This window comes from Streptomyces sp. NPDC002156, assembly GCF_053593675.1.
The window spans coordinates 34,557-55,873 of the sequence record NZ_JBSFDA010000061.1 but is presented as its reverse complement, the minus strand read 5'-3'; the positions used below and the strand labels follow the sequence as shown (position 1 = coordinate 55,873).

Annotated in this window: 12 protein-coding genes and 1 pseudogene; 5 read left to right on the top strand and 8 right to left on the bottom strand. The window is 69.4% G+C overall.

The window, feature by feature from the left end; genetic code table 11:
• Positions 1-96: pseudogene (locus tag ACWCRB_RS24330) on the bottom strand (molybdenum cofactor guanylyltransferase); the annotation flags it as partial.
• A 76-nt stretch (positions 97-172) separates the two neighbouring features.
• On the opposite strand from ACWCRB_RS24330, the gene ACWCRB_RS24325 reads away from it, so the two are divergent.
• The 3 genes from ACWCRB_RS24325 (at position 173) to ACWCRB_RS24315 (ending at position 2,551) form a co-directional block, all read left to right on the top strand.
• On the top strand, positions 173-1,348 hold the full coding sequence (locus ACWCRB_RS24325; RefSeq protein WP_450998044.1) for a fructose-specific PTS transporter subunit EIIC: 1,176 nt from the start codon (positions 173-175) through the stop codon (positions 1,346-1,348).
• A 222-nt stretch (positions 1,349-1,570) separates the two neighbouring features.
• The gene (locus ACWCRB_RS24320; protein ID WP_450998043.1) at positions 1,571-2,248 is read left to right on the top strand and encodes a hypothetical protein; all 678 of its coding nucleotides are present in this window, start codon (positions 1,571-1,573) and stop codon (positions 2,246-2,248) included.
• A gap of 9 nt (positions 2,249-2,257) precedes the next feature.
• Complete coding sequence (locus tag ACWCRB_RS24315; protein WP_450998042.1) at positions 2,258-2,551, top strand: barstar family protein; 294 nt, start codon at positions 2,258-2,260, stop codon at positions 2,549-2,551.
• Here the strand turns inward: ACWCRB_RS24315 and ACWCRB_RS24310 are convergent.
• The 6 genes from ACWCRB_RS24310 to ACWCRB_RS24285 all read right to left on the bottom strand — a co-directional run bounded on the left by ACWCRB_RS24310 (position 2,529) and on the right by ACWCRB_RS24285 (position 8,551).
• Positions 2,529-3,743 (bottom strand): ATP-binding protein, encoded by a 1,215-nt coding sequence (locus tag ACWCRB_RS24310; protein ID WP_450998041.1) that lies wholly within the window; start codon positions 3,741-3,743, stop codon positions 2,529-2,531. The two genes, ACWCRB_RS24315 and ACWCRB_RS24310, sit on opposite strands and share 23 nt — an antisense overlap.
• On the bottom strand, positions 3,740-4,420 hold the full coding sequence (gene cseB, locus ACWCRB_RS24305) for a two-component system response regulator CseB (RefSeq protein WP_450998040.1): 681 nt from the start codon (positions 4,418-4,420) through the stop codon (positions 3,740-3,742). The genes ACWCRB_RS24310 and cseB overlap by 4 nt, the downstream gene beginning before the upstream one ends.
• A gap of 51 nt (positions 4,421-4,471) precedes the next feature.
• Positions 4,472-4,942 (bottom strand): hypothetical protein, encoded by a 471-nt coding sequence (locus ACWCRB_RS24300; RefSeq protein WP_450998039.1) that lies wholly within the window; start codon positions 4,940-4,942, stop codon positions 4,472-4,474.
• Positions 4,943-5,090: 148 nt separating this feature from the next.
• Positions 5,091-6,047 (bottom strand): anti-sigma factor RsbA family regulatory protein, encoded by a 957-nt coding sequence (locus ACWCRB_RS24295; RefSeq protein ID WP_450998038.1) that lies wholly within the window; start codon positions 6,045-6,047, stop codon positions 5,091-5,093.
• Positions 6,048-6,238: 191 nt separating this feature from the next.
• Complete coding sequence (locus ACWCRB_RS24290; RefSeq protein ID WP_450998037.1) at positions 6,239-7,003, bottom strand: class II aldolase/adducin family protein; 765 nt, start codon at positions 7,001-7,003, stop codon at positions 6,239-6,241.
• A gap of 84 nt (positions 7,004-7,087) precedes the next feature.
• Complete coding sequence (locus ACWCRB_RS24285; protein ID WP_450998036.1) at positions 7,088-8,551, bottom strand: sodium:solute symporter; 1,464 nt, start codon at positions 8,549-8,551, stop codon at positions 7,088-7,090.
• A gap of 254 nt (positions 8,552-8,805) precedes the next feature.
• Between ACWCRB_RS24285 and ACWCRB_RS24280 the strand changes: the two genes are divergently transcribed.
• Positions 8,806-10,326, top strand: coding sequence for a PucR family transcriptional regulator (locus ACWCRB_RS24280; protein ID WP_450998035.1), 1,521 nt, complete (start codon positions 8,806-8,808; stop codon positions 10,324-10,326).
• A gap of 38 nt (positions 10,327-10,364) precedes the next feature.
• On the opposite strand, the gene ACWCRB_RS24275 is transcribed toward ACWCRB_RS24280, so the two are convergent.
• Positions 10,365-13,868 (bottom strand): DNRLRE domain-containing protein, encoded by a 3,504-nt coding sequence (locus ACWCRB_RS24275; protein WP_450998034.1) that lies wholly within the window; start codon positions 13,866-13,868, stop codon positions 10,365-10,367.
• 372 nt (positions 13,869-14,240) lie between these two features.
• On the opposite strand from ACWCRB_RS24275, the gene ACWCRB_RS24270 reads away from it, so the two are divergent.
• Complete coding sequence (locus ACWCRB_RS24270) at positions 14,241-21,284, top strand: ricin-type beta-trefoil lectin domain protein (RefSeq protein WP_450998048.1); 7,044 nt, start codon at positions 14,241-14,243, stop codon at positions 21,282-21,284.
• Positions 21,285-21,317 lie beyond the last annotated feature (33 nt).

The following is a 21,317-nucleotide window of genomic DNA, read 5'->3' as shown; positions in this document are numbered from 1 at the left end:
GATGCCCAGTTCGTCCTTGGCTGCGGAAATCCATTCGTCCAACACGTGCCCATGCTCCCTGATGCGTGCTCTAGCGGCGGCGATGTCGTCCCAGGGCGGAGCCCCCGAGGATGGGACGGGTAGGGGCGGCGGGGGCGAGAAAAAGGCCCCCCGCCTCCCCCCTGGAGCCCCCATGCCCCACCCCCGCAAGCCCGCCCGCCCGGAACGACACGCCGTCCCGACACCACCCCTCGGATTCAGAACCAGCCGCTGGCTGGCCGCCGGCGTCCCCTGGTTCGCCCCCTTCACCGCGATCGCGGCGACGATGAGCGTCCTCGCACTCGCCGTCTCGGGCCCGGAACTCACCGACACGGCCGACCGGATCCTGGCCGCCGCCGACTGGACCCAGCCCCACACCTGGGCCGCGCTGCTCCTCAAGCTGGGCGCCAGCGGGCTGAGTTTCCTGCCCGTGGCCGTGGCCGGACACCTCGCCTACGGCATGGCCGGCAGACCGGCGCTGGTTCCCGGTCTCCTCGGCGGCATGGCCGCCCTCGGGGTCCAGGGCGGCATCCTCACCGGACTGCTCGCCGGTCTCCTCGCGGGCGCGGCCACCATGGCGCTCCAGCGGATTCCCGTCCCCTCGGCGCTGCGCGACCTCGCCTCGACCACGCTGGTCCCCCTGCTGGCCACCCTCCTCACCGCCGCGGTGATCATCGCGTTCGTCGGGGAGCGGCTCACCGCCCTGACCGGGTGGCTTCACGGGAAGCTGGTGTGGCTGGAGTTCCACCACCTCGTGCTGGCCGGCGTGGTCCTCGGTGTGATGGTCTGCTGCGACCTCGGCGGCGCGATCGGCAAGTCGGCCATCGCCTTCGGCACCGTGGGCGTGAGCGGGTTCGACGCCTCGAAGTTCAACCCGACCGACATGACCATGATGGCCGCCGTGGTCGCGGCCGGCATGGTGCCCCCGCTCGGCCTGAGCCTCGCCACCCTCGTCCGCCGCAAGGTCTTCACCGAGCCCGAGCGGGCCTACGGCAAGGTCGCCTGGCTGTTCGGCGCCGCCTCCATACCCGAGGGCGCCGTCCCCTTCGCGGTGGCCGACCCCCTGCGGGTGATCCCGGCGGGCATGGCCGGCGGAGCCGTCACCGGCGCCCTGGTCATGGCCTTCGGCACGACGATCACCGTCCCGTACGGCGGCTTCCTCGCCCTCGGTGACACGGGCAGGCCGCTGCTCTTCGCGCTCGCCGTCGCCGCAGGCACCCTGGTCACCGCCGCGTCGGCCGTCGCCCTCAAGAGCCTCGGCGCGCAGCCCGCCCCGCGCCCCGCGAGCCCCGCGGTGCGGGTCCGCCGGAAGGTGTCCGTCGCCGGCTGAACCCCGTACGACCCCAAAGAGCGGCCCCACGAAGAGGGGCCGCTCTTTCGTGTAGGCGTGCCCGGGCGGACGGGATGTGCATCCCTGTAACAGCCGTACGTCGTTTCCGGCGGCCAGGTGTGATCCGGCCGCCGGACCACCGAGACGTTCGGCCGGTCTTCTTGGGCTCAGCCAGGGGCGCACCGCCCCGGCGGACACCCGAGAACAGACAGGGAGCCAACCATGTCCCCATCCTCCGGGCGGAGCCTGACGGCCCGCCTCCGCGCCCACGCCCGTAAGGTCGCCGTCCCGGCCATGCTGCTCGGCCTCACCGTCGGTGGTGTCGGAGTGTCGGCCACCGCGCACGCCGCCGAGGGCCCCAGCTGCGCCAGCGTCCCGGGCCAGACCTGCCCCGCCCCGGGCCCGGCCGCGGACCCCCTGCCGTCGCGCGGCTCGCAGCCCGCCGGTGTCTCCACCCAGCAGTGGCGGGGCGCGACCACCGCGGCCACCTTCTGGAGCAACGAGGGGATCAGTACGGCGTCCGGCGACCGCAACCACCTCGTGATGCGCGGCCAGACCGGCTACCCCGGACAGGGCTGGCCCGGCAACACGAGCGCGAACGCCCGAGCCTGGTACCACTTCGAGACCGGCAGCAGCTGGCGCCCGGAGCACCACTACATCGTGTACGGCGGTGTCTTCCAGGACCGCGACCACCGCATCGAGAACCTGGAGGAGTCCCACCACGTCACGCAGAACAACGCGAGCGGCTCGAACACCGTCTACCGCGAGTACGACGTCAACTCCTGGAGCACCACCACCGCCAGCCGCGGCCGGGAGCGCATCGTGCGCAACGTCCGCAACGGCCACGTCTACGCGACGTTCGACCACTACGGCTCCTTCCACTACCTCGGCCGCTGGTAGGAGGACGTCATGACGGAGGGCCCCGAGGTCCGTGGCAGCCGCTGCCGCACCACCCTCGACCTGTTCGCCGAGTGGGCCGAAGTGCTCGGTTTCCCGGAGTACTTCGGGCACAACTGGGACGCCTTCGAGGAGTGCCTCCGCACGGTGACCGGGTCGTCCGACGGCCCCCTCACGGTTCTCGTCCGGGACGCCGGCCTGCTCCTCGTGGACGAGGACCCGCGGCAGCTGGCGACGTTCCTGGCGATCGTCGACACCGTCACCCAGGAGACCGGTTTCACGCTCAGGTCCGATCAGGCAGCGTGAGCACCGCCTCCGCCCCGCCCTCCGGATGGTTGCGGAAGGCCAGCCCAGCGCCCAACAGCCGGGCCTGGCCGACCGCGATCGTCAGCCCCAGGCCGGTTCCGGTGCCCGGTGCGGTCGTACGGAAGCGCTGGGGCCCGGAGGTGTGCAGGACCGCGAACAGGTCGGGCGGGAAGCCGGACCCGTGGTCGCGGATCCGCACCACCGGGCCGTCCACCTCGACCTCGACCGGCGGGGCACCGTGCCGCAGCGCGTTGGAGGCCAGATTGGCGAGGACGCGTTCGACGCGGCGCGGGTCGGTCGTCACGACCGTGTCCCGGACCACCCGGACCGCCACCTCCGCCAGTCCCGCCACCGCCCGCCGGGCCATCGCGCTGACCTGCCGTTGCTCGGTCTCCAGCACCGCCACCTGCGCGTCCATGCGGGCCACCTCCAGTACGTCCTCGACCAGCCCGCGCAGGTTCTTCACGGACCGCCCGATCAGGTCCGTGGCGGGGCCCGGCGGCAGCAGCCCGACCGCGGTCGCCATGCCCGCGACGGGGGTGCGCAGTTCGTGCGCGATGTCGGCGGTCACCCGGCGCTCGGCCTCCAGCCGGGCGCCCAGCGCGTCCGCCATCGTGTCGACGGCGGCGGACAGCCGCGCGATCTCGTCCCGGCCGTCGGGGCGGACCCGGGCGTCGAGGTCGCCGTTCGCGATGCGTTCCGCGGTACGGGCGGCGGCCGTGGCCCGGCGGCCCATCCGCACCCCGAGGAACAGGCCCGCCAGGGACACCACGACGGTGGCCGCCGAGCCCACGGCGGCCAGGGTCCGGTCCAGCGTGGCCAGCGACCGGGCCTCGGGGACGTACGACCGCGACAGCGCGAGCACCTCACGGTCCGAGACCCCGGTCGCCGCCCACAGCACCGGGCGCGAGCCGTCCCGCAGATACGTCACCCGGACCCCGTCCCGCACGGCCTTCGCCACCGGGGCCGGCAGGTTCGGCGGATTGATCCGCGCCGGGGACTTGCGGGCGGCCGCGTAGTCGTACGCGGCAGTCATCAGCTGCTGGTCCAACTCCTTGCGGGCCGTGGCGAGTTGGTCCGCGGCGGTGAGACGGTGGACCAGGACGCCGACCACGGACGACACCGCCAGGGCCGCGGCGGCCACGGCGAGGGCGACCTTCGTACCGACGTGCACGCCGGGCGGCCGTCTCATGCGCGCAGCTTGTAGCCGAAGCCGCGCACCGTCTCGATGCGCTCCCGGCCGATCTTCGCGCGCAGCCGCTGCACATGGACGTCCACGACCCGGGTGTCGCCGGACCAGGCGTAGTCCCACACCCGCTCCAGGAGCAGGTCCCGGGTGAGCACGGTGCCGGGCGAGGCGGTGAACTCCCGCAGCAGCTTCAGCTCGGTCGTGGTCAGGGAGAGGAGCCGTCCGTCCCGCCGTACGTCCAGGGTCACCGGGCAGAAGGCCAGGTCGCCGAAGTGCTGGGCCGACGACGTCTCCGGCCGCTCGGGCGACGGCTCGGCCGGTGCCGCGCGCCGCAGCAGCGAGCGGATCCGGGCGACCAGGACCGGGCCGTCGAACGGCTTGGTGACGTAGTCGTCGGCGCCCGCCTCCAGGCCCATCACCACGTCCACCGGGTCGTTGCGCGCCGAGATCAGCAGCACCGGCACCCCGGACTCCTCGCGGATACGGCCGGCCAGGCTCACCCCGTTGAGCCCCGGCAGCATGATGTCGAGCACCGCCACGTCGGGCCGGCGCTCCCGGAACAGGGCGAGCCCGGTGACGCCGTCGGCCGCCGTACGGACCTGGTACTCGTGCCCCTCCAAGATGAGCCGGGTGGCCTCGCGGATCATCTCGTCGTCCTCGACGAGCAGGATGTCGGGCATCGGGCGTCCCTTCGGGATGGGCGAGGTTGTCGGGGTCTCGGTGCTCGGTTGTCAGGGCTTCGGCACATGCAGTCGGACACGGCTGGTGTCCTCCGCCCAGCCGGGCGCCGGCCGCTGGACCGGGGTGACGGACGCCCGGCTGTAGTACGCCGCGTACTGGCGCTCCACCAGCCCGCTGACGGCGATCGAGACGGGGAAGCTCTTGTAGTCGTGGTGGGGGCAGCCGCCGGCGCAGGCGAAGTCGACCACCGTGGCCGTCGCGGTGGCCCGGGGGGAGCCCCAGCCGTGCCACTCCACGCCGTACAGGACGGTCCGGCCGGTCAGGTCCATCACGTCCGGGTGCTGCCAGGCGAGGGACTTCCAGTCCAGCACGTACACCGGTCCCGACCAGGGGATCCGGGACGGGGCCGGGCCCTCGACGCGTACCCCGCCGTCCGCCGCGCCGCATCCGGTGAGGCAGGCGAGGCAGACCAGCAGACAGGCGGTGAGCGAGGCGCCCAGCACCGAACGACGACGAGGCATGGACGTCTCCCCCGTGCGATGAGTGGTTCACGTGGAATAGTGCATGTCCGTACATGAACGATTGGTCAAATCCACCCGTGATGTCCGCAACAGCGCCCTGCGCAACCTTCGGCGGGAAAACGGCGTCGAGCGGTCGGCCGGCGGCCGGCTAGCGGCCGATGCGGAGGTGGACGCGGACGGCCGTACCGCCGGAACCGGTGTGGGTCCGGACCAGGTCCGTGACGGTGTGCACCAGCAGCAGACCGCGCCCGCCCCGCTGGTCCCGGGCGGCGGGGCGGCGTCCGGCGAGCGGATCGGTCAGCCGCCCGCGGTCGCGGACCTCGCACACCACCTGACCGTCCTCGGCCCAGATCCGCAGGGTGCCGGAGCCGCCGCCGTGCACCACGCTGTTGGTGGTCAACTCGGCCACCGCCAGGGCGAGATCGTCCAGTCGTACGCCGGACAGGCCCAGCCGCGCCGCCCGCGCGACGGCGAAGTGCCTGACGACCGGCAGCTCGTCGATGCCGAACAGCTGGGGCTCGGCCGACGCGGGAGCCGCCGGGAAGGGCCGGTTGTAGTGGGCGATGACCTCCCCGGGCGCGTACGAGGGACTGGGCCGCCGAGTTCCGCTTCCGCCGGAGACGATCACGGGGTGGGTGGCGTACGCGTCGGTGAGCACCTTCTCGTCGAGGCGCTCGGCGTCGTACGGGCAGAGAATGGTCACGTCCCGACCCTGGAAGGCGAGGTTGATCAGCGCCTCGTGCTGCACGCACGCCGGGTACTCGACGCTGCTGCGGCCGGGCCAGATCGGCTCCCCGATGATCCGTACGCGGTTCCGGGGGTGGGCGTCGGCGAACGCGCGTAGCACCCTCGGGATGATCCGGCCCGGATTGCGGCCCGCCTCGGTCATGTCGACGAAGTACACGGACGCGGCATCCCCGTCCAGGCTCTCCCTGAGCAGGGCCAGCTGCCGTCCGGGCACGGCGACCGCCACCGGCAGGCCCGCCTTCAGCCCCTCGCGGAGGAAGGGCACCGTGCCGTCGAGGTACTCGTCCTCGCCCCGGTAGAACAGGGCGGGATGCACGAACGGCTCGGTGGTCGGCTCGGCGGCCCGCGGGGCGGTCATCGGGCCACCGCCCCGATCACGGTCTCCCCGGCCGGGCGCGTGGCCGAGGTGTTCGTCTGCCGCAAACTGTCCACGCACCCACCCCGGTATGCCGGTTGACCCTCCCGTGTCCCGCCCCAGTATTACTCCCCTATTACTCCCCGGCCCCGGGGCGGCCCTTGCCAGCCCTTGTCGGTCCTCGTCAGTCCTCGTCAGTCCTTGTAGTCCGGAGCGATGCGCTCCACCAGCCGGAGCAGGGCCGACCAGGCCAGGGCGTACGCCTGGTCGTCCTGGAGATCCGAGCTGTCGTCCTCGCCCGTGAGCTGGCGGGCGGTGAGTTCGCAGATGTCGGGGCCGGGGATGACGAGCGGGGTGCCGGACGCGGTGGCCGTGGTCTGGATCTCGCAGGCCTTGTCCAGGTAGTACATGCGCAGGAACGCCTGGGCCGGGGTCTCGCCGACCGTGAGGAGGCCGTGGTTGCGCAGGATCATCGCCGGGTGGCCGCCGAGATCGGCGACCAGGCGTTTCTGTTCGGCCAGGTTGAGGGCGACGCCCTCGTAGTCGTGGTAGCCGAGCCTGCCGTAGAACTCCATGGAGATCTGGTTCAGGGGGAGCAGCCCGTGTTCCTGGGCCGCGACGGCGCAGCCCGCCCTGGTGTGGGTGTGCAGGACGCAGTGGGCGTCGGACCGGGCCGCGTGGATCGCGCTGTGGATGACGAAGCCGGCGGGATTGACCGGGTGGGGGCTCTCGCCGACGGGGTTGCCGTCCAGGTCGATCCTGACGAGGTTCGACGCGGTGATCTCCTCGAAGAGCAGGCCGTACGGGTTGATGAGGAAGTGCTGCTCCGGGCCCGGGAGCCGGACGGAGATGTGCGTGAAGATCAGGTCGGTCATCCGGAAGTGCGCCACGAGGCGGTAGACCGCGGCGAGTTCGCGGCGCAGGCGCAGTTCTTCCGGGGAGACGGCGGGGCCGGACATGGGGACCTTTCGACGAGGTGCGGCACGTGCGGGTGCGAGTGGGTGCGGGTGGGTTTTTTTAGGGGAGGCTTCCGGTACGGCCGGTCAGGCTACGCTCAACTCCGGTGCGGCCGGGGCCGGTTCGCCCGCCAGGCGGCGGTGCCATGCCTCGACGACGGCTTCCTCGGTCGGCTCGGTCAGGAGGCTGACGGCCACGTAGGCGACGAGGCCGGCCAACAGGCCGTAGTAGATCGGCTCGTTGGCGAGGAGCCCGTCGGTCACCATGAACGCGATGACCGTCGTACCGCCCGCGATCATCGAGGCCATCGCGCCCTGGAGGTTTCCGCGCTTCCAGAGCAGCCCGCCGAGGATGGGCACCAGCAGCCCGCCGACGAGCAGGTTGTAGGCGACGGTGAGGGCTTCGATGACATCGCTGAGGACCACGGCGATGGCCATGGCGGCGACTCCGAGGACGACGATGGCGAGCCGGTTGGCACTGATCTCGTCGCCGTCCTCCGAACCTGTTGTACCGGAGCTCGTACGTCGGCTCAGCCGCGCCCAGATGTCGTTGTTGGCGACGGTCGCGGAGGCGATCAGCGCGCCGCTCGCCGTGGACATCATCGCGGAGAGCGCGGCGGCCAGGACCAGGCCCCTGACCCCGGTGGGCAGGGCGTGCTGGACGATCGTGGCGAACGCCTGGTCGGCGGCGGCGAGGCTCGGGTAGAGGGTCTTGGTGGCCATGCCGATGACGGCTCCGGCCAGGGCGTAGACCAGGCAGTAGACGCCGGCGACCGTACCGCCCCAGGCGGCGACCCTGTCGGAGCGGGCGGTGAAGACCCGCTGCCAGATGTCCTGCCCGATGAGCATGCCGAAGGTGTAGATCAGGACGAAGGTGAAGATGGTCTGGCCGCCGATGGAGGTCGGGGAGAAGAAGCCGTCCGGCAGCTTGTCGGCCATGGCGGAGAAGCCACCCGCCTTGACGACGGCGATGGGCAGCAGCAGGACGAGCACCCCGAGGCTCTTGACCACGAACTGCACCATGTCGGTGAGCGTGATGGACCACATCCCGCCGAGCGCCGAGTAGCCGACGACGATCGTCCCGCCGATGAGCACCGCGACCCAGCTCGGCACGTCGAACAGGACGTCGAAGACACTGGCGTACGCGATCGTCGAGGTCACGACCAGCATGAGCGTGTAGATCCACATCACGACGCCGGAGATCACGGCGGCGGTGTCGCCGTAGCGCAGGGAGAGCATCTCGGCGACGGTGTAGACCTTGAGGCGCGCGATACGGGCGGAGAAGAACACGCTCAGGGCCAGCAGCCCGAGCCCGATGGCGAAGACCATGGCGGCGCCGGATATCCCGTACGTGTAGCCGAGCCGTACGCCACCGATGGTGGAGGCGCCGCCGAGGACGACGGCGGCCATCGTGCCGGTGTACATGAGCGGGCCCAGCCGCCGGCCGGCGACGAGGAAGTCGCTCTTGGAGGCGGCACGTTTCTTGCCCCACCACCCGACACCGACGATGCCGAGCAGGTATGCGGCCATGACGAGGTAGTCGACGGTCATCAGATCCTCCGGGGAACGAGGGAGAGGGGAGGGAGGGGATGTCGGCGACCGGGTGCGGGCCGGGCCGGAGAAGGGAGATGCGCGCGCGGGGGGTGCGAGGGCGGGGATGTTGCCCTGTGGGTGCCTGCGGGTGGCACGACGATAGCGGCGGACTGCACTGGTGCCGAAGTGGCGGATTCCTCCAATATGGAGAATCACATTGGACGATTCCGGCACTCGCACGGGAGACTCGCACGGAGAGAGGACGTCTCCTGATGACCGAGCCCGAACGGCCGTCCGAACAGCCGTCCGTACCGCTGAGCGCGCTGCTCGCCGATCCCGCCCTGGGCCTGCGCCAGATCGCGGGCCCCGCCGAGGACCGTCGCGTGAGTACGGTCGGCACGACGGAGATCGAGAACCCGGCACCGTATCTGGTGGGCGGCGAACTGTTCCTCACCGCGGGCGTACGGCTGCCGCGCGACGCGGACGGCATCGACACGTACGTACGGCAGGTCGCCGCCGTCGGGGTGAGCGCGCTCGGGTTCGGCGTGGCCCCCGTGTACGAGGAGGTGCCGCCCGAACTGGTCGCCGCCTGCGACCGTCACGGGATGCCGCTCCTGCGCATCCCGCCGGCCACCCCGTTCGTGGCGGTCGGTCAGGCCACGTACACGGCGATCGCCGAGGTCCGCACCCGCGAACTGCGGGAGATCTCCCGGGCCCAGTCGGCACTGGCCACGGCAGCGGCCAGGCCGGACGCGCTCCAGGCCGTGCTGGACCGGCTGGGCGCACACACGGGCGCCTGGGCGGTCCTCTACGACGCCCACGGCAACGAACTCTTCAGCGCGGGCCCGCGCCCCGCGTCCCCGACCCCGGAACGCCTGCGCGACCTGGCCGTACGCACACGAGGTGCCGCCCGATCCGCGGCGGCCGACCACCGGACCGGAACCCACCTGACGGTCCACACCCTGCCAGGCCCCGACGGCACCGCCACCACTACGACCCTCGCCCTCGGCCAGGCCACCACCACGGCCCCGACCCCGGTCCACCGCCAGATCACCAGCACGGCAACGGTCCTGCTGGCCCTGCTCACCAGCCCCCGCCACGCCCTGGGCACCGATACCCGAGGCGCGGGCGCGCTGGTACGGCTGATGCTGGGGGCGACCCCGGCGGAGGTAGCCCCGGCCCTCGATGTCGGCCACTGGACAGTGGTCCACGGCCGCCACGCACGCTCGGTCTCCCCGGGCGAGGACCCGGCCCAACTGGCCACCCTGGGAACGGCCTTGGGCACCCCGTACCTGTACGTGGACGGCCCCGACCTCAAGGCCCTGATCCCTGGCACACCGGACGCGCGCCCCGAGGCCCCCGCACAAGCGGCCGAGTTGGGCTGGACGTTGGGCTTCAGCACGCCCGTATCCGCCTCGAACCTCCCTCAGGCCGACCGCCAGGCGGATCGAGCCCTACAACGCGCGCTAGCTGCCGAGATACCGGCCACCGTCCACACGGAGGACCCGCTGACCGTCCACGCCCTGGTCCCCCCGGCCGACGCCCGGGACCTGGCCCGCACCCGCTTCGCCCCACTCGACGAGGCGGGCACCCCGGGCCGCGCAGTCCTCCTGGACACCCTCCACACCTGGCTGACCCTGCACGGCAGCTGGGACCGCACGGCCGCGACGCTCCAGGTCCACCGCAACACGGTGCGCCACCGCTTGGCCAGGGTGGGCGAGGCGCTGGGCGTCGACCTCCAGGATCCGGGCGTGCGGATGGAACTGTGGTTCGCGCTGCAGTGGTTGGACTGAGGGCATTGGCGGACGAATCTGCTGCCCCCGAGGGAGCCTCAGCCGAGGGTCAGCATGCCCGACCAACCACCGCTGGGTACTGCTGTATACGCCCCGAGGGCTGAACGGCCCCCCGGGTAGAAGCGGACGGAGCCGGTCCCCGTGACCGCCCAGATGTCCGGGATGGCGTCACCATTGGCATCGGCTGTACCGAAGGCCAGCTTGATGTCGGTGGCGGTCCAGCCGGACGTCGCGTAGTCGGTGTTGTCCGTGCCGCCTGCCGACTGACCCGAGGTGGACAACGAGTCGAGGCTGACGCCGCCGGTCGTGGTGTCCTTGATTCCCGTACGCAGTGCGAGACGGCCACTGCTGACGACCCGGTAGAGCATGTCCGTGACCCCGTCCCCGGTGATGTCCTGGAGGCTGATCAGGTCGCGGGTCGCCCACGCCGTGCCGGTGTTCAGTGCCCTGGCAGCCTCGACCGTGGCCCCGTTGTAGCCGGTGAGGGCCCACAGGGACTCCACGGTGTCGCTGTCCTTCACGGTGAGGAAGAAGTCCGGCTTGCCGTCCCCTGTGGCGTCTCCGGAGGACACGATCTGGGTGACCGCAGCCAGGTTGGGCCCGCCTGCCGGAAGCAGGATCTCCTGCCGTTTGTCGATGTTGACCGCGCCGTAACCGTCGCCCGGGTAGACCCACAGTTTGCCCTCACGCACGGCGACGAGGTCCTGGAGACCGTCGCCCCCGTAGATGTCGCCGAGGTGTGCGAGCACCGTGTTCTTCCAGTACCCCGAGACAGGACTGACGTACAGAGGCTTGTTGTCGGCCACGTTGCCGTTCGGGTCCTTCTCCGGGTTCTCCCGGTAGGAGCCGGACATAGCGGGGCCGAACGTCCCGGTTCCCTTGGTCAGGTCGGAGTTGCCCCTGCTGGGATACATCCAGAGGTCGCCGGTGGCGGTCACCACCATCAGGTCCGCGAACTCGTCACCGGTGAGGTCGCCCGCCGCGTCGGCCTTGTCTCTGGGGGTGATGTAGAAGAAGTACTTCCGGGGATCCGACACATGCCCCGCGTCGTCAACGGCCCGCACGTACAGCACATTCGGCCCGGCCAGTGGTGGCTTGGCACCGTTCCAGGTGGTCGTCGTCGGGGTCGTGGCGCCGTTCAGGCGGGGGAGGGAAGCGGTGTACGTGGGCGTGTTGAAGGCGAACTCGTACTTCACCACATCCGTCTGCGAGGCCCTGAAGACGAAGGACCCCGCCGTGCCGAACTTCACCTTGCTCCAGATCGCGTCCTCGGCCTCGTTGTGCAAACCGTTGTTGTTCGCGTCCGCGTTGGGGAACTGGACCGAGGTGACGACGGGCGGCGTCGGCCGTGAACTGTCGAAGACGAAGCGGCAGTAGGGCGACTTCGAGGGCGCGAAGGCGGAGGTGGCCCCCGCCTTGTCCATGGCACGCACCCGCCAGGAGTACGTGGTGCCGTTCTTCAGCCCGCTGGTGGAGAACGGTTCGGTGTGCTCCCGGGTCGAACCGGACTGGCCGTCGATCGGTACCTTGCTCTTGGAGCCCAGCAGGTTGCCGCTGCCGTTCGTCGGCCACAGTTCGAAGCGGAGCGAGGCCAGGTTGTTGTCCTTGTCGGTCGTGCTCGCCCAGAACGTGATCGAGGAGGCGCCGACGTTGACGTACGGCGCGATGGTGTCGCACGACAGGTCGGGATCGAGGTCCAGCCTGGTGGGTGCGGTCGGCGGCCGGTTGTAGACCAGTTCGATGTACGGGCCGTTGTCCTTGTCGGCCGCGAACTTCTTCCAGGAGTACGCGGAACCCTCGTCACCCGCGCGCAGACCGATGGTCAGCGAGTCCGCGCCGTCCGAAAGCGCCTTCTGGGCAGCGCGTTTGACGTCGAAGGCCTCGTACTCGTCGGGGCAGGTCGCCGCCTTGTACCCGTGGGCGAAGCTCTTGCTCGCCAGCTTGTTGCCGGCCGTCATGCTGGGCGCGTTCCGCCAGGTCGTCTTGTTGCTGATCGGTCCGGTGACGTACACGTTCACGCTGCGCGGGGTGCACGACCAGGAGTACGTCTCCAGAATGTGCAGCTTCGCGGTCGTGACGGTGGAACCCTTCAGGTCAGGGTTCCAGTCCATGGTGAAGAAGGACCGGGACGTCCCCCAGGTGTCCGACTCGAAGCCGACCCGCGCTTCGCTCGTCCCCTGGTTGAAGTTCCGCCCGTTGTAGAAGTTCGCGTTGGGGTGACGGCTGTAGGCCGTCGTCCAGTCGTCGTTGTGCTTGCGGACCGACGGGTCGATGAAGACCGGGTACACCGTGTCCGCCTCGTCGAGGAACTCCTGATCAGGCGTCAGTGTCCAGGTCGAGCCGTTCAGGTCGGTCTCGATGAGAGTGCCCTTCGAGTCCGGCTGCGGGCCGGCCAGCGACGGCAGATCGAACGTCGCGCTCGCACCCGAATGTGTCGGATCCGGCGAAGCCTCCGCCGGTACGGAGGGATTGGCGCCCTCGCCTTCCGAAGCGGACGGGTCCGGGGCCTCGTCGGTGGCGTCCGGGAGTACCTCGGCAGCCGTGTCCCCCGAGTCGACGTAGTCGGAGGTGTCGCCAGGTTCGGGGGACTCCGTCGGGGACTCGGAGTCGTCGGGTGCGCTCGACTCGTCCTCGGACAACGATTCCGAGGTGGTCGGCGAAGCGCTGCTGCCGGCCTGGCCGTTGGTGAGCGCCGGGGTGCCCGAGCTGTCCCACATCAACGGGGTGGGGGAGACCGCCACCTCCTCGCCGTCGCCGTCCTCGGCGCTGATGATGCCGGTGGTCGGGTCCAGGGAGAAGCTGAGATCGGGGGAGGACAGACCGTACGACAGCTGAGCCACACGGGAATCGGCCGCCGCCGCACGGGTCTTCAGGACGAGCAACTGCGCGAAGCCCCCGTCGTTCGCCGTCAGCACCAGGTCGGCGCCGGGCAGGATCTCCGGGTAGAGCGCTCGCGAGCCGTCGATGACGGGTGTCGGAATGTCGTACGGCCAGGTCAGGACGATGTCGTGGCCGCCGGTGGTCAGGGTCACCAGCGCGTTGCCGGTCGTCGTGGTGTCCGCCTGGGCCAGCAGGGAGACCCGGAGCGCGCCCGCGCCACGGTCGGCCCGGTCGTCCTGTCCACGGGCATCCGTACCCGCCGAGAAGGTCATCCGTACGTTCGTCGCCCTGGGGGACCAGCCGTCCTCGGTCTGCCCGAGCGAGGTGTCGATCGCCCGCCAGGTCCCGTCCACCTTGGCCCGGATGGGCGTCGCGTGGACCCGCCGCTGCAACAGGCCGTCCGGCCGTGCCCACGTGGTCTCGTACGCCGTACGCAGTCCCGTGATCTCGACCGTCTTTCCGGTCCGGGCCGCCTTCGCCGCAGCCTCGGCCTGACTCAACGGCGCGCTGTGCCGGGGCTTTGCCTCCGGCTGTGACTGCTCCCCGCTGTCACTCAACCCGGCGTACGTCAGGCCGGAGGCCGCGACGACAGCCACGACGGCCGCCGCGATGATCCGGCGACCGGGTCTGCGGCGCCATGTGCTCGGCCGTGTGCTCGACATGCGCGAGTTTTCCTTCCCCCCTGGGACAACGGGACCAGAGCATGACCCAATGCGCGGCTGCCGTCACGCGCCGGTTTTCAACGACGAGCGGAACGCGGTCTCTTGATGTGCCCTAAAGCGCCGCTTTAGAAGTGATTGACCCGTACATGATGTGATCATTACCACTAACTCACAGGGAACTCTGGCTTTCCTTACAAGTGCGACAAAGAATCTCCACACGTTCTTTGACGTGGTTTTGCCTGCGTGCGGCCTTCCCAGGCGGCCGCTCCATGCCGTCCGGGGGGATCAGCAGTGTCATTTTTTTCGTCCGCGCGTTTCAGAGGCCGTCGGTCCGTCCTTCTCTCCACCGCGGTGCTGACACTGTCGATCGCCATGCTGCCGACGCAGGCCCTGGCAACGCCTCCGGATCCGGCGAGCGCGGAAGTGCCCCGCGACGACGTCCCGTTGGAGGAACTCGCCGACGAGCAGCTCGTCACCGGTACGGACGTCAACGCCAAGCTCGGCAAGATCGGGCTGTCCGCTCCGGCCAACCATGACAAGGCCCCGGCCGGTACCACCACCCCTGCCACCTCCGGCACCGAACCGGTCGAGTTCGGGAGCGCCACGTCAACGGTCGCCCTGCGGACCGGCTCTGCTGTGACCCAGGCCGCCTACAAACCTGCTGGCAGCCTGCCGGTGAAGCTGGGCCAGGCGCCGGACGCAGCCGCGCCGACCGGTACTTGGGCGGTCACGGTCTCCCCCCGTACGGAGTCCGTGTCTACCGGCGTCGATGGCGCGGTGGTCACGGTGGCCGCGCCCGCCACCGGCTCGGTGCCGATCTCCGTCCAGCTCAGCTACAAGACGTTCGAGAATCTCTACGGGGCCGACTGGGCCTCACGCCTGCACTTCGTCCAGTTCCCCGAGTGCTACCTCTCGACTCCCGACCTGGAGGAGTGCCAGGCGTACACCGAGCTGGACACGGACAACGACACCGGCGCCAAGACCATCACCGCCACTGTCGACACGGCCGCCGACGGCACCGTCTCCAGCTCCGCGGCCTCCGCCGCCCCTGCCGACTCCTCCGGCGTCATCCAGGCCTCGTACACCCGGGCCCAACCGGCAGCCGCCACCGGCGACAAGGCGGTCATCGGCGCTGTGGACTCCGGTGGGAGCGCGGGCGGTTCGTTCAAGGCGACCCCTCTGGCCTCCAGCGGCAAATGGGCGGCCGGCAGTTCGTCGGGTGCGTTCACCTGGTCCTACCCGATCACGGTCCCGCCGGCGCCCGCAGGGCCCGCCCCGCAGATCTCCTTCGGCTACAACTCACAGACTGTGGACGGCAAGACCGCCACCTCCTCCCCGCAGGTGTCCTGGATCGGCGAGGGCTGGGACTACGACCCCGGTCACATCGAGCGCCGCTACCGCACCTGCAAGGACGACCGGGACGACGTCACCGACGGGGCGGCCAACAACAAGGAGAAGAAGTACAAGACCTCGGACCTGTGCTGGGTCTCGTACAACGCGGTCATGTCACTCGGCGGCCGGACGGTCGAGTTGGTGCGCGTCAGTTCCACCTCCGAGATCTACCGCCCCCAGAACGACGACGGCACCCGCGTCGAGTTGAGGACCGACGGCGACAACAGGGACAACAACGACGAGTACTGGCTCGTCACCACCCCCGACGGCACGAAGTACTACTTCGGCCAGAACAAGGTGGGCGGCTCGCACGCCGACACCGACTCCGTCTTCACCGTTCCGGTCTACGGCAACCACCCCGGTGAGCCCTGCCGCCAGGCCGCCTTCGCGGACTCCCGCTGCGACCAGGCCTGGCACTGGGGTCTGGACAAGGTCGTCGACGTCAACGACAACGCGATGATCGTCAACTGGAAGCGGGACACGAACTACTACGCGGCCAACAAGAAGTTCAAGACCCCTGTGCCGTACGACCGAGGCGGCTACCCGCTCTCCATCGAGTACGGCCTGCGCACCAACGACCTCAACTCGCCCTCCGCGAGGGTCGTCTTCAACGCCCAGCAGCGTTGCCTTCAGACCGACGGTTCCTGTGCCGCGGCGAAGTTCGACGTCACCAACGACCCGGCCTCGTACCGCCCCTGGTGGGACAGCCCCGGCAACCTCAACTGCAAGTCCACGTCCAAGCTCTGCCCGGCTTTCCCCTCCTTCTGGACCCGGATGCGCCTGGCGTCCGTGACCACCGAGGCCGCCCGCCCCGGCACCTCCGGGCTGACCAAGGTCGACACCTACACGCTCCGCCAGTCCTTCCCACGCGACTGGTACGACACCTCGCCGGCCCTCTGGCTCAACTCCATCACCCGTACCGGCTTCGCCCCCGGCGACACCTCCGGCACCGTGATGTCGGCGGACGGCGTCAGCTTCGCCCCTTACGTCGTGGCCTCGAAAGGCGAGGCGCTGAGTGGCTACCTCGGCGATGAGCAGCTCCCCAACCTCGTCCCCCGCACCGAGAACGACGCGCGTCCGGGCTTCATCCGCCCCCGCATCGGCAATGTCCGCACCGAGCAGGGCGGTTCCATCGCGGTGACGTACGCAGGCGGCTGCCGGACCCAGCCGACCGTGTCTCCCGAGAACAACGACGGCACCTGCTATCCGGTCCGGTGGTCCCCGGACGGTGAGGTGGAGACTCCGAAGATCGCCTGGTTCAACAAGTACGTCGTCGACACGGTGACCGAGACCGACAGAATCTCCGGGGTCTCCGACCAGATAAAGACCAAGTACACCTACACGAACCCGGCCTGGGGCAAGGACGACGACGAGTTCTCCAAGCCGTCCCTGCGTACTTACGGTGTGTGGCGCGGCTACCAGCAGGTGGCCACGGCCGAAGGGAACAAGAGCGGCGGCACATCCGCCCAGACCCAGTCCTACTCGGTCGTCCGCTACTTCCGTGGCGCGGGCGGTGCCGTCAAGGACTCCAAGGGCAAGGTGACGCTCCTCGCCGACGACGCACCCCAGTACGCGGGCATGGTCGCGGAGACCATCAGCTACACGGGCAGCTTCAAGCCTGTCGACGGCACCGACGACCCCGTTGTCAAGCGGACCCTCAACTACCCCTGGTCCAAGCAGACCGCTTCCCGCACCCGCGACAACGACACCTCGCCCCTGCTGGCCCACCAGATCGGCGTCCGGCGTACCGACGCCATCGAGGAGATCGCCGACAGCTGGCAGGCGGTACGCACCGAGACCGAGGTCGACCCCGACCACGGCCTTCCCGTCCAGGTGCAGACATCCGTGGTCGAGCCTGTGTCCGGCGGCGCCGAGACCTTCAGCGAGTACCGCTGCACCAAGACCGAGTACGCCAACAACACGACGGCCGCCAACATCATCGGCCTGCCCAAGCAGGTCCGTACGACGGCGACCTCCTGCGCGTCCTACGCTTCCGCCGACCCGGCGACCCAGCTGATCGGCGCCACCCGGACCAGCTACGACTCCCTCACCTACGGCGCCGTGCCGGTCAAGGGCCTGCCCACCAGCGTGGCGACCAACCCCGCCTCGGGTTCCGGCTACTCCGTCGTCACCACCTCCACCTACGACGACCTGGGCCGAATCCGCATCGTGACGGCCCCCGACTCCGTCGGCGTGGTCAAGACCGAGACGCAGTACACCCCCGCTTCCGGTGGCCCGGTGACCGCCGTCAAGACGATCAACCCGGCAGGCCACACCTCCCTCACCACGTTCGACCCGGGCCGTGGCCTTCCGCTCACCGTCACCGACGCCAACAACCGCGTCACCCGCACCGAGTACGACGCGCTCGGCCGTCTGGTCAACGGTTGGTCCGCCTCGCGTTCCTCGGGCAGCCAGACCCCGAACGTCAAGATCACCTACCAGATGGCCAAGGCCACCGACAGCGTGACCAAGCCCAGCACGGTGACCGTCGAGACTCTCAAGGACGACGGCAACTACGCCAAGCAGGTCACCATCTACGACGGACTCTCGCGCCCCTTCCAGACCCAGGCCGAAGCCCACGGCCGAGGCCGCGTCATCACCGACACCCGCTACGACGACCACGGCCTGGTCAGGGAGCAGACCGGCGGCTACCTGGTCCAGGGCGAGCCGCAGGCCACGCAGTTCAAGCGCAAGTCCGACTCGCTCGTGCCCACCATGACCCGGACCGTGTACGACGGCCTTGAGCGCGCGATCAAGACGACGACGCTCCACAGCGGCAAGGCGGTCTACTCCAGCTCAGCCACCTACGGCGACGACTGGACGCTCACCCGTCCGGCCGGCGGCGCCACACCCGCCGTCAAGACCTGGACCGACGCCCTCGGCCGCGTCACCCTTGTCCAGCACTACACCAACAGCGGCCTCAGCCACTGGCGCAACACCCGGTACTCCTACGACGCCCGCGGCAACCGCCGACAGGTCACGGACCCGGCCGGCAACGTGTGGACGTACAACTACGACTCCCGCGGCCGGATGACGGACTCCACCGACCCCGATGTCGGCACGTCGTCCTTCGGCTACGACGACCTCGACCGCCGCACCAGAGCCACGGACTCCCGCAACCTCGCCACCTTCACGGAGTACGACACGACCGGCCGGGTCAAGTCGGTCCGCGAGGGATCGGCGACCGCGTCCCCGATCATCGAGTACGCGTACGACCCGACGGGCGCGCTGGGCCAGCTGTCGTCCACGACCCGCCACGACCGGTACGGCGACTTCGTCGACCGGATCACCGGCTACGACACCGACTACCACCCCACGGGCCGCGAGGTGACCATCCCGGAGGGTGCCGCGACTGCTGGCTTGGCGGCCAAGTACGCGTATGCCTACACGTACACCCCGACCGGCAAGCCGCTGACGACCACACTCCCGGCGGTCGGCGGGCTGGCCCAGGAGAAGGTCGTCACCCGCTACGACAGCGATGGCCTGGCCGAGTCCACCTCCGGCCTCAGCTGGTACACCTCCGACGTCACCTACTCCCCGTACGGCGAAGTCCTGCGCACCGTCAGCGGCCCTCAGCCCTACCGCGTGTGGACCACCAACTTCGTCGACGAGCACACCGGCCGTGTCCAGCGCAGCGTCTGGGACCGTGAGACCGACGCGTCCCACCGCATCACCGACGCCTACTTCTCCTACGACCGGGCCGGCAATGTCACCTCTGCCGCCCGCCAGCAGATGGACGGCACCGTCGGCACGACCGACAACCAGTGCTTCACCTACGACCAGCTCGGCGAACTCGTCCACGCCTGGACCTCCAACCTCGACTTCGACACGGTGGCCAGCGGCGGTACGGGCTGCAAGTCCGCCTCCGGCACCAACTGGGGCTACCGCACGGACGGTCAGACCTCCGCGGGTCCCATCGCCGAGGCCTCCGACACCGCGACGGACACCACGGCCCCGGACAGTGATCTGACGGCTTCCCTTTCCAGGACGGCCCCTGCCTCGGGCACGGTCTCCACCGGCTCTACGGCTTACTGGGACGCCTACACGTTCGACGTCACCGGCAACCGCACGTCGCTGACCGAGCACGCGCTCGGCGCGACGACTGCTACGGCGACCACCGCTTACACATACGGCACCACCAACACGACCACGCGGCCCCACCTCCTGACCTCTCGCACGGTCACCAAGCCCAGCACCACCCCTGTCACCAGCACCTACGTCTACGACGCCGCAGGCAACACAACCGCCCGCCCCGGCAGCGTCACCGGCCAGTCCCTCATCTGGACCTCCCAGGGCAAGCTCGCCACCGCCTCCGACGGCAAAGAGAACCCCGCCGCCATCACCGGGCTGGGAGGGTTCTGCCTCGATGTCCGCAACGCGGCCACGGCCGACGGCACGGTCATCCAGCTCTCCACGTGCAACAGCGGCGACGCCCAGAAGTGGACGCTGGGCCTCAACGGCCAGCTCAAGGCGCTCGGCAAGTGCGCCACCGCCGTCGGGACTGCCAACAGCGGCGCGGTCCAGCTCTCCACCTGCGACAACTCCGACGCCCAGAAATGGAATCTCGGCGCCAACGGAAGCCTCAAGAACACGGCCTCCGCCCGCTGCCTGGACATCCCCAGCTCCAACGCGGCATCGGGCACCGCCCTCCAGATCTACACCTGCAACAACTCCACTGCCCAGCGCTGGACCCTCACCGACCGTACGGACTACGTCTACGACGCGAGCGGTAACCGTCTCCTGGAGCGCACGAAGTCCGGCGCCACGCTCTTCCTCGGCGAAACCGAGGTGACCGCCAACACCGCCGGCACCATCACCCGCGCCGTCCGCGCCTACTCCCACCCGGGCGCCCCGACGGTCGTCCGCACCACCGCAGGCACGGCTACCGGCCACAAACTCACGGTCCTTCTCAACGACCCCGTCGGCACGGCCACCACGGCCGTCGAGGAATCCGCGGGCCAGCCACTGACACGCCGCGCCTTCAAGCCGTACGGCGAATCCCGTGGCGCCCCGGCCACTGCCTGGCCCAACCGCCACACCTATCTCGGCGTGGGCATCGACGATGCGGCCACGACTGGGCTCACTCACATCGGGGCTCGGGAGTACGACCAGTCGACGGGGCGCTTTGTCTCTGCGGACCCGATCGTGGATATCGCCGACCCGCTCCAGATAAACGGATACACGTACGCGAACGCCAGCCCGATCACCAAGAGCGATCCAAGCGGCCTCAGGCTCTATGACCCGGAGGGGGAGGCTGCGCAGCGGAAGCAGAGGGCACTGATCAATTCGAACCCTGGTCTTACCAAGGCGAGGGCGGCTATCCCCGAGGTGCAAAGCTCTAAACTCCGGGGAATGTTGCAACAGATATACTCAAAGCCTGTCGCGAAGTCCGTTGTTGGTGATGGGAAGCTGGCTACCGGACTCATTCAGGAGTTCAACACCGGGGGGGAACTCAAGGGCAAGGGTGCTCAGTGGCATCTTGAAAAGGGTTGGAATACAATGAAAGGACTTGGTGATCTTCTGCAAAAGGATGAGAAGGCTCGAAGTGATGCTAAGAAACCCAGAGCGGATATCCTTTCTGGCGGCGACTTGGAGATTGCCAAGCGGGAAGCTGCCGAGTTGTGGAATGCCTTGAATTCAAATGATGTTACGGGCAAAATTGGGAAGCTTGTCAATGGAAATCCCGATTTGGCTAGGGTGATGAAGAGGGGGCGGGCGGGGGTTGTCGGAACGCCAGCCTTGAGTGGGTTGACTGGGCAGGAATTTGTTGAAGTGGAATTCAAGGACCCGAAGCCCGTGGGTGAAGCGAAAAACCTGCGAGGATTTGCGAAGACCTTTGGAATCGTAGGATCCGCTGCAGGAGTGGCCACTTACCCGGTGGATGTATATAACTACGGATTTGAAGAAGGAACGAAGGGTGCTCTCGAAAGTCTGATAGACCCGTTTGGTGTGGCACCGGAAGGGCAAGGGGTGGGGTGTGTGTTCTTTAGCGAATGCTACACTCGGGCCGGCCCTGTGATCTGATCTCTCCCGAGGTTTCGGCTCCGAAAGGTGAGA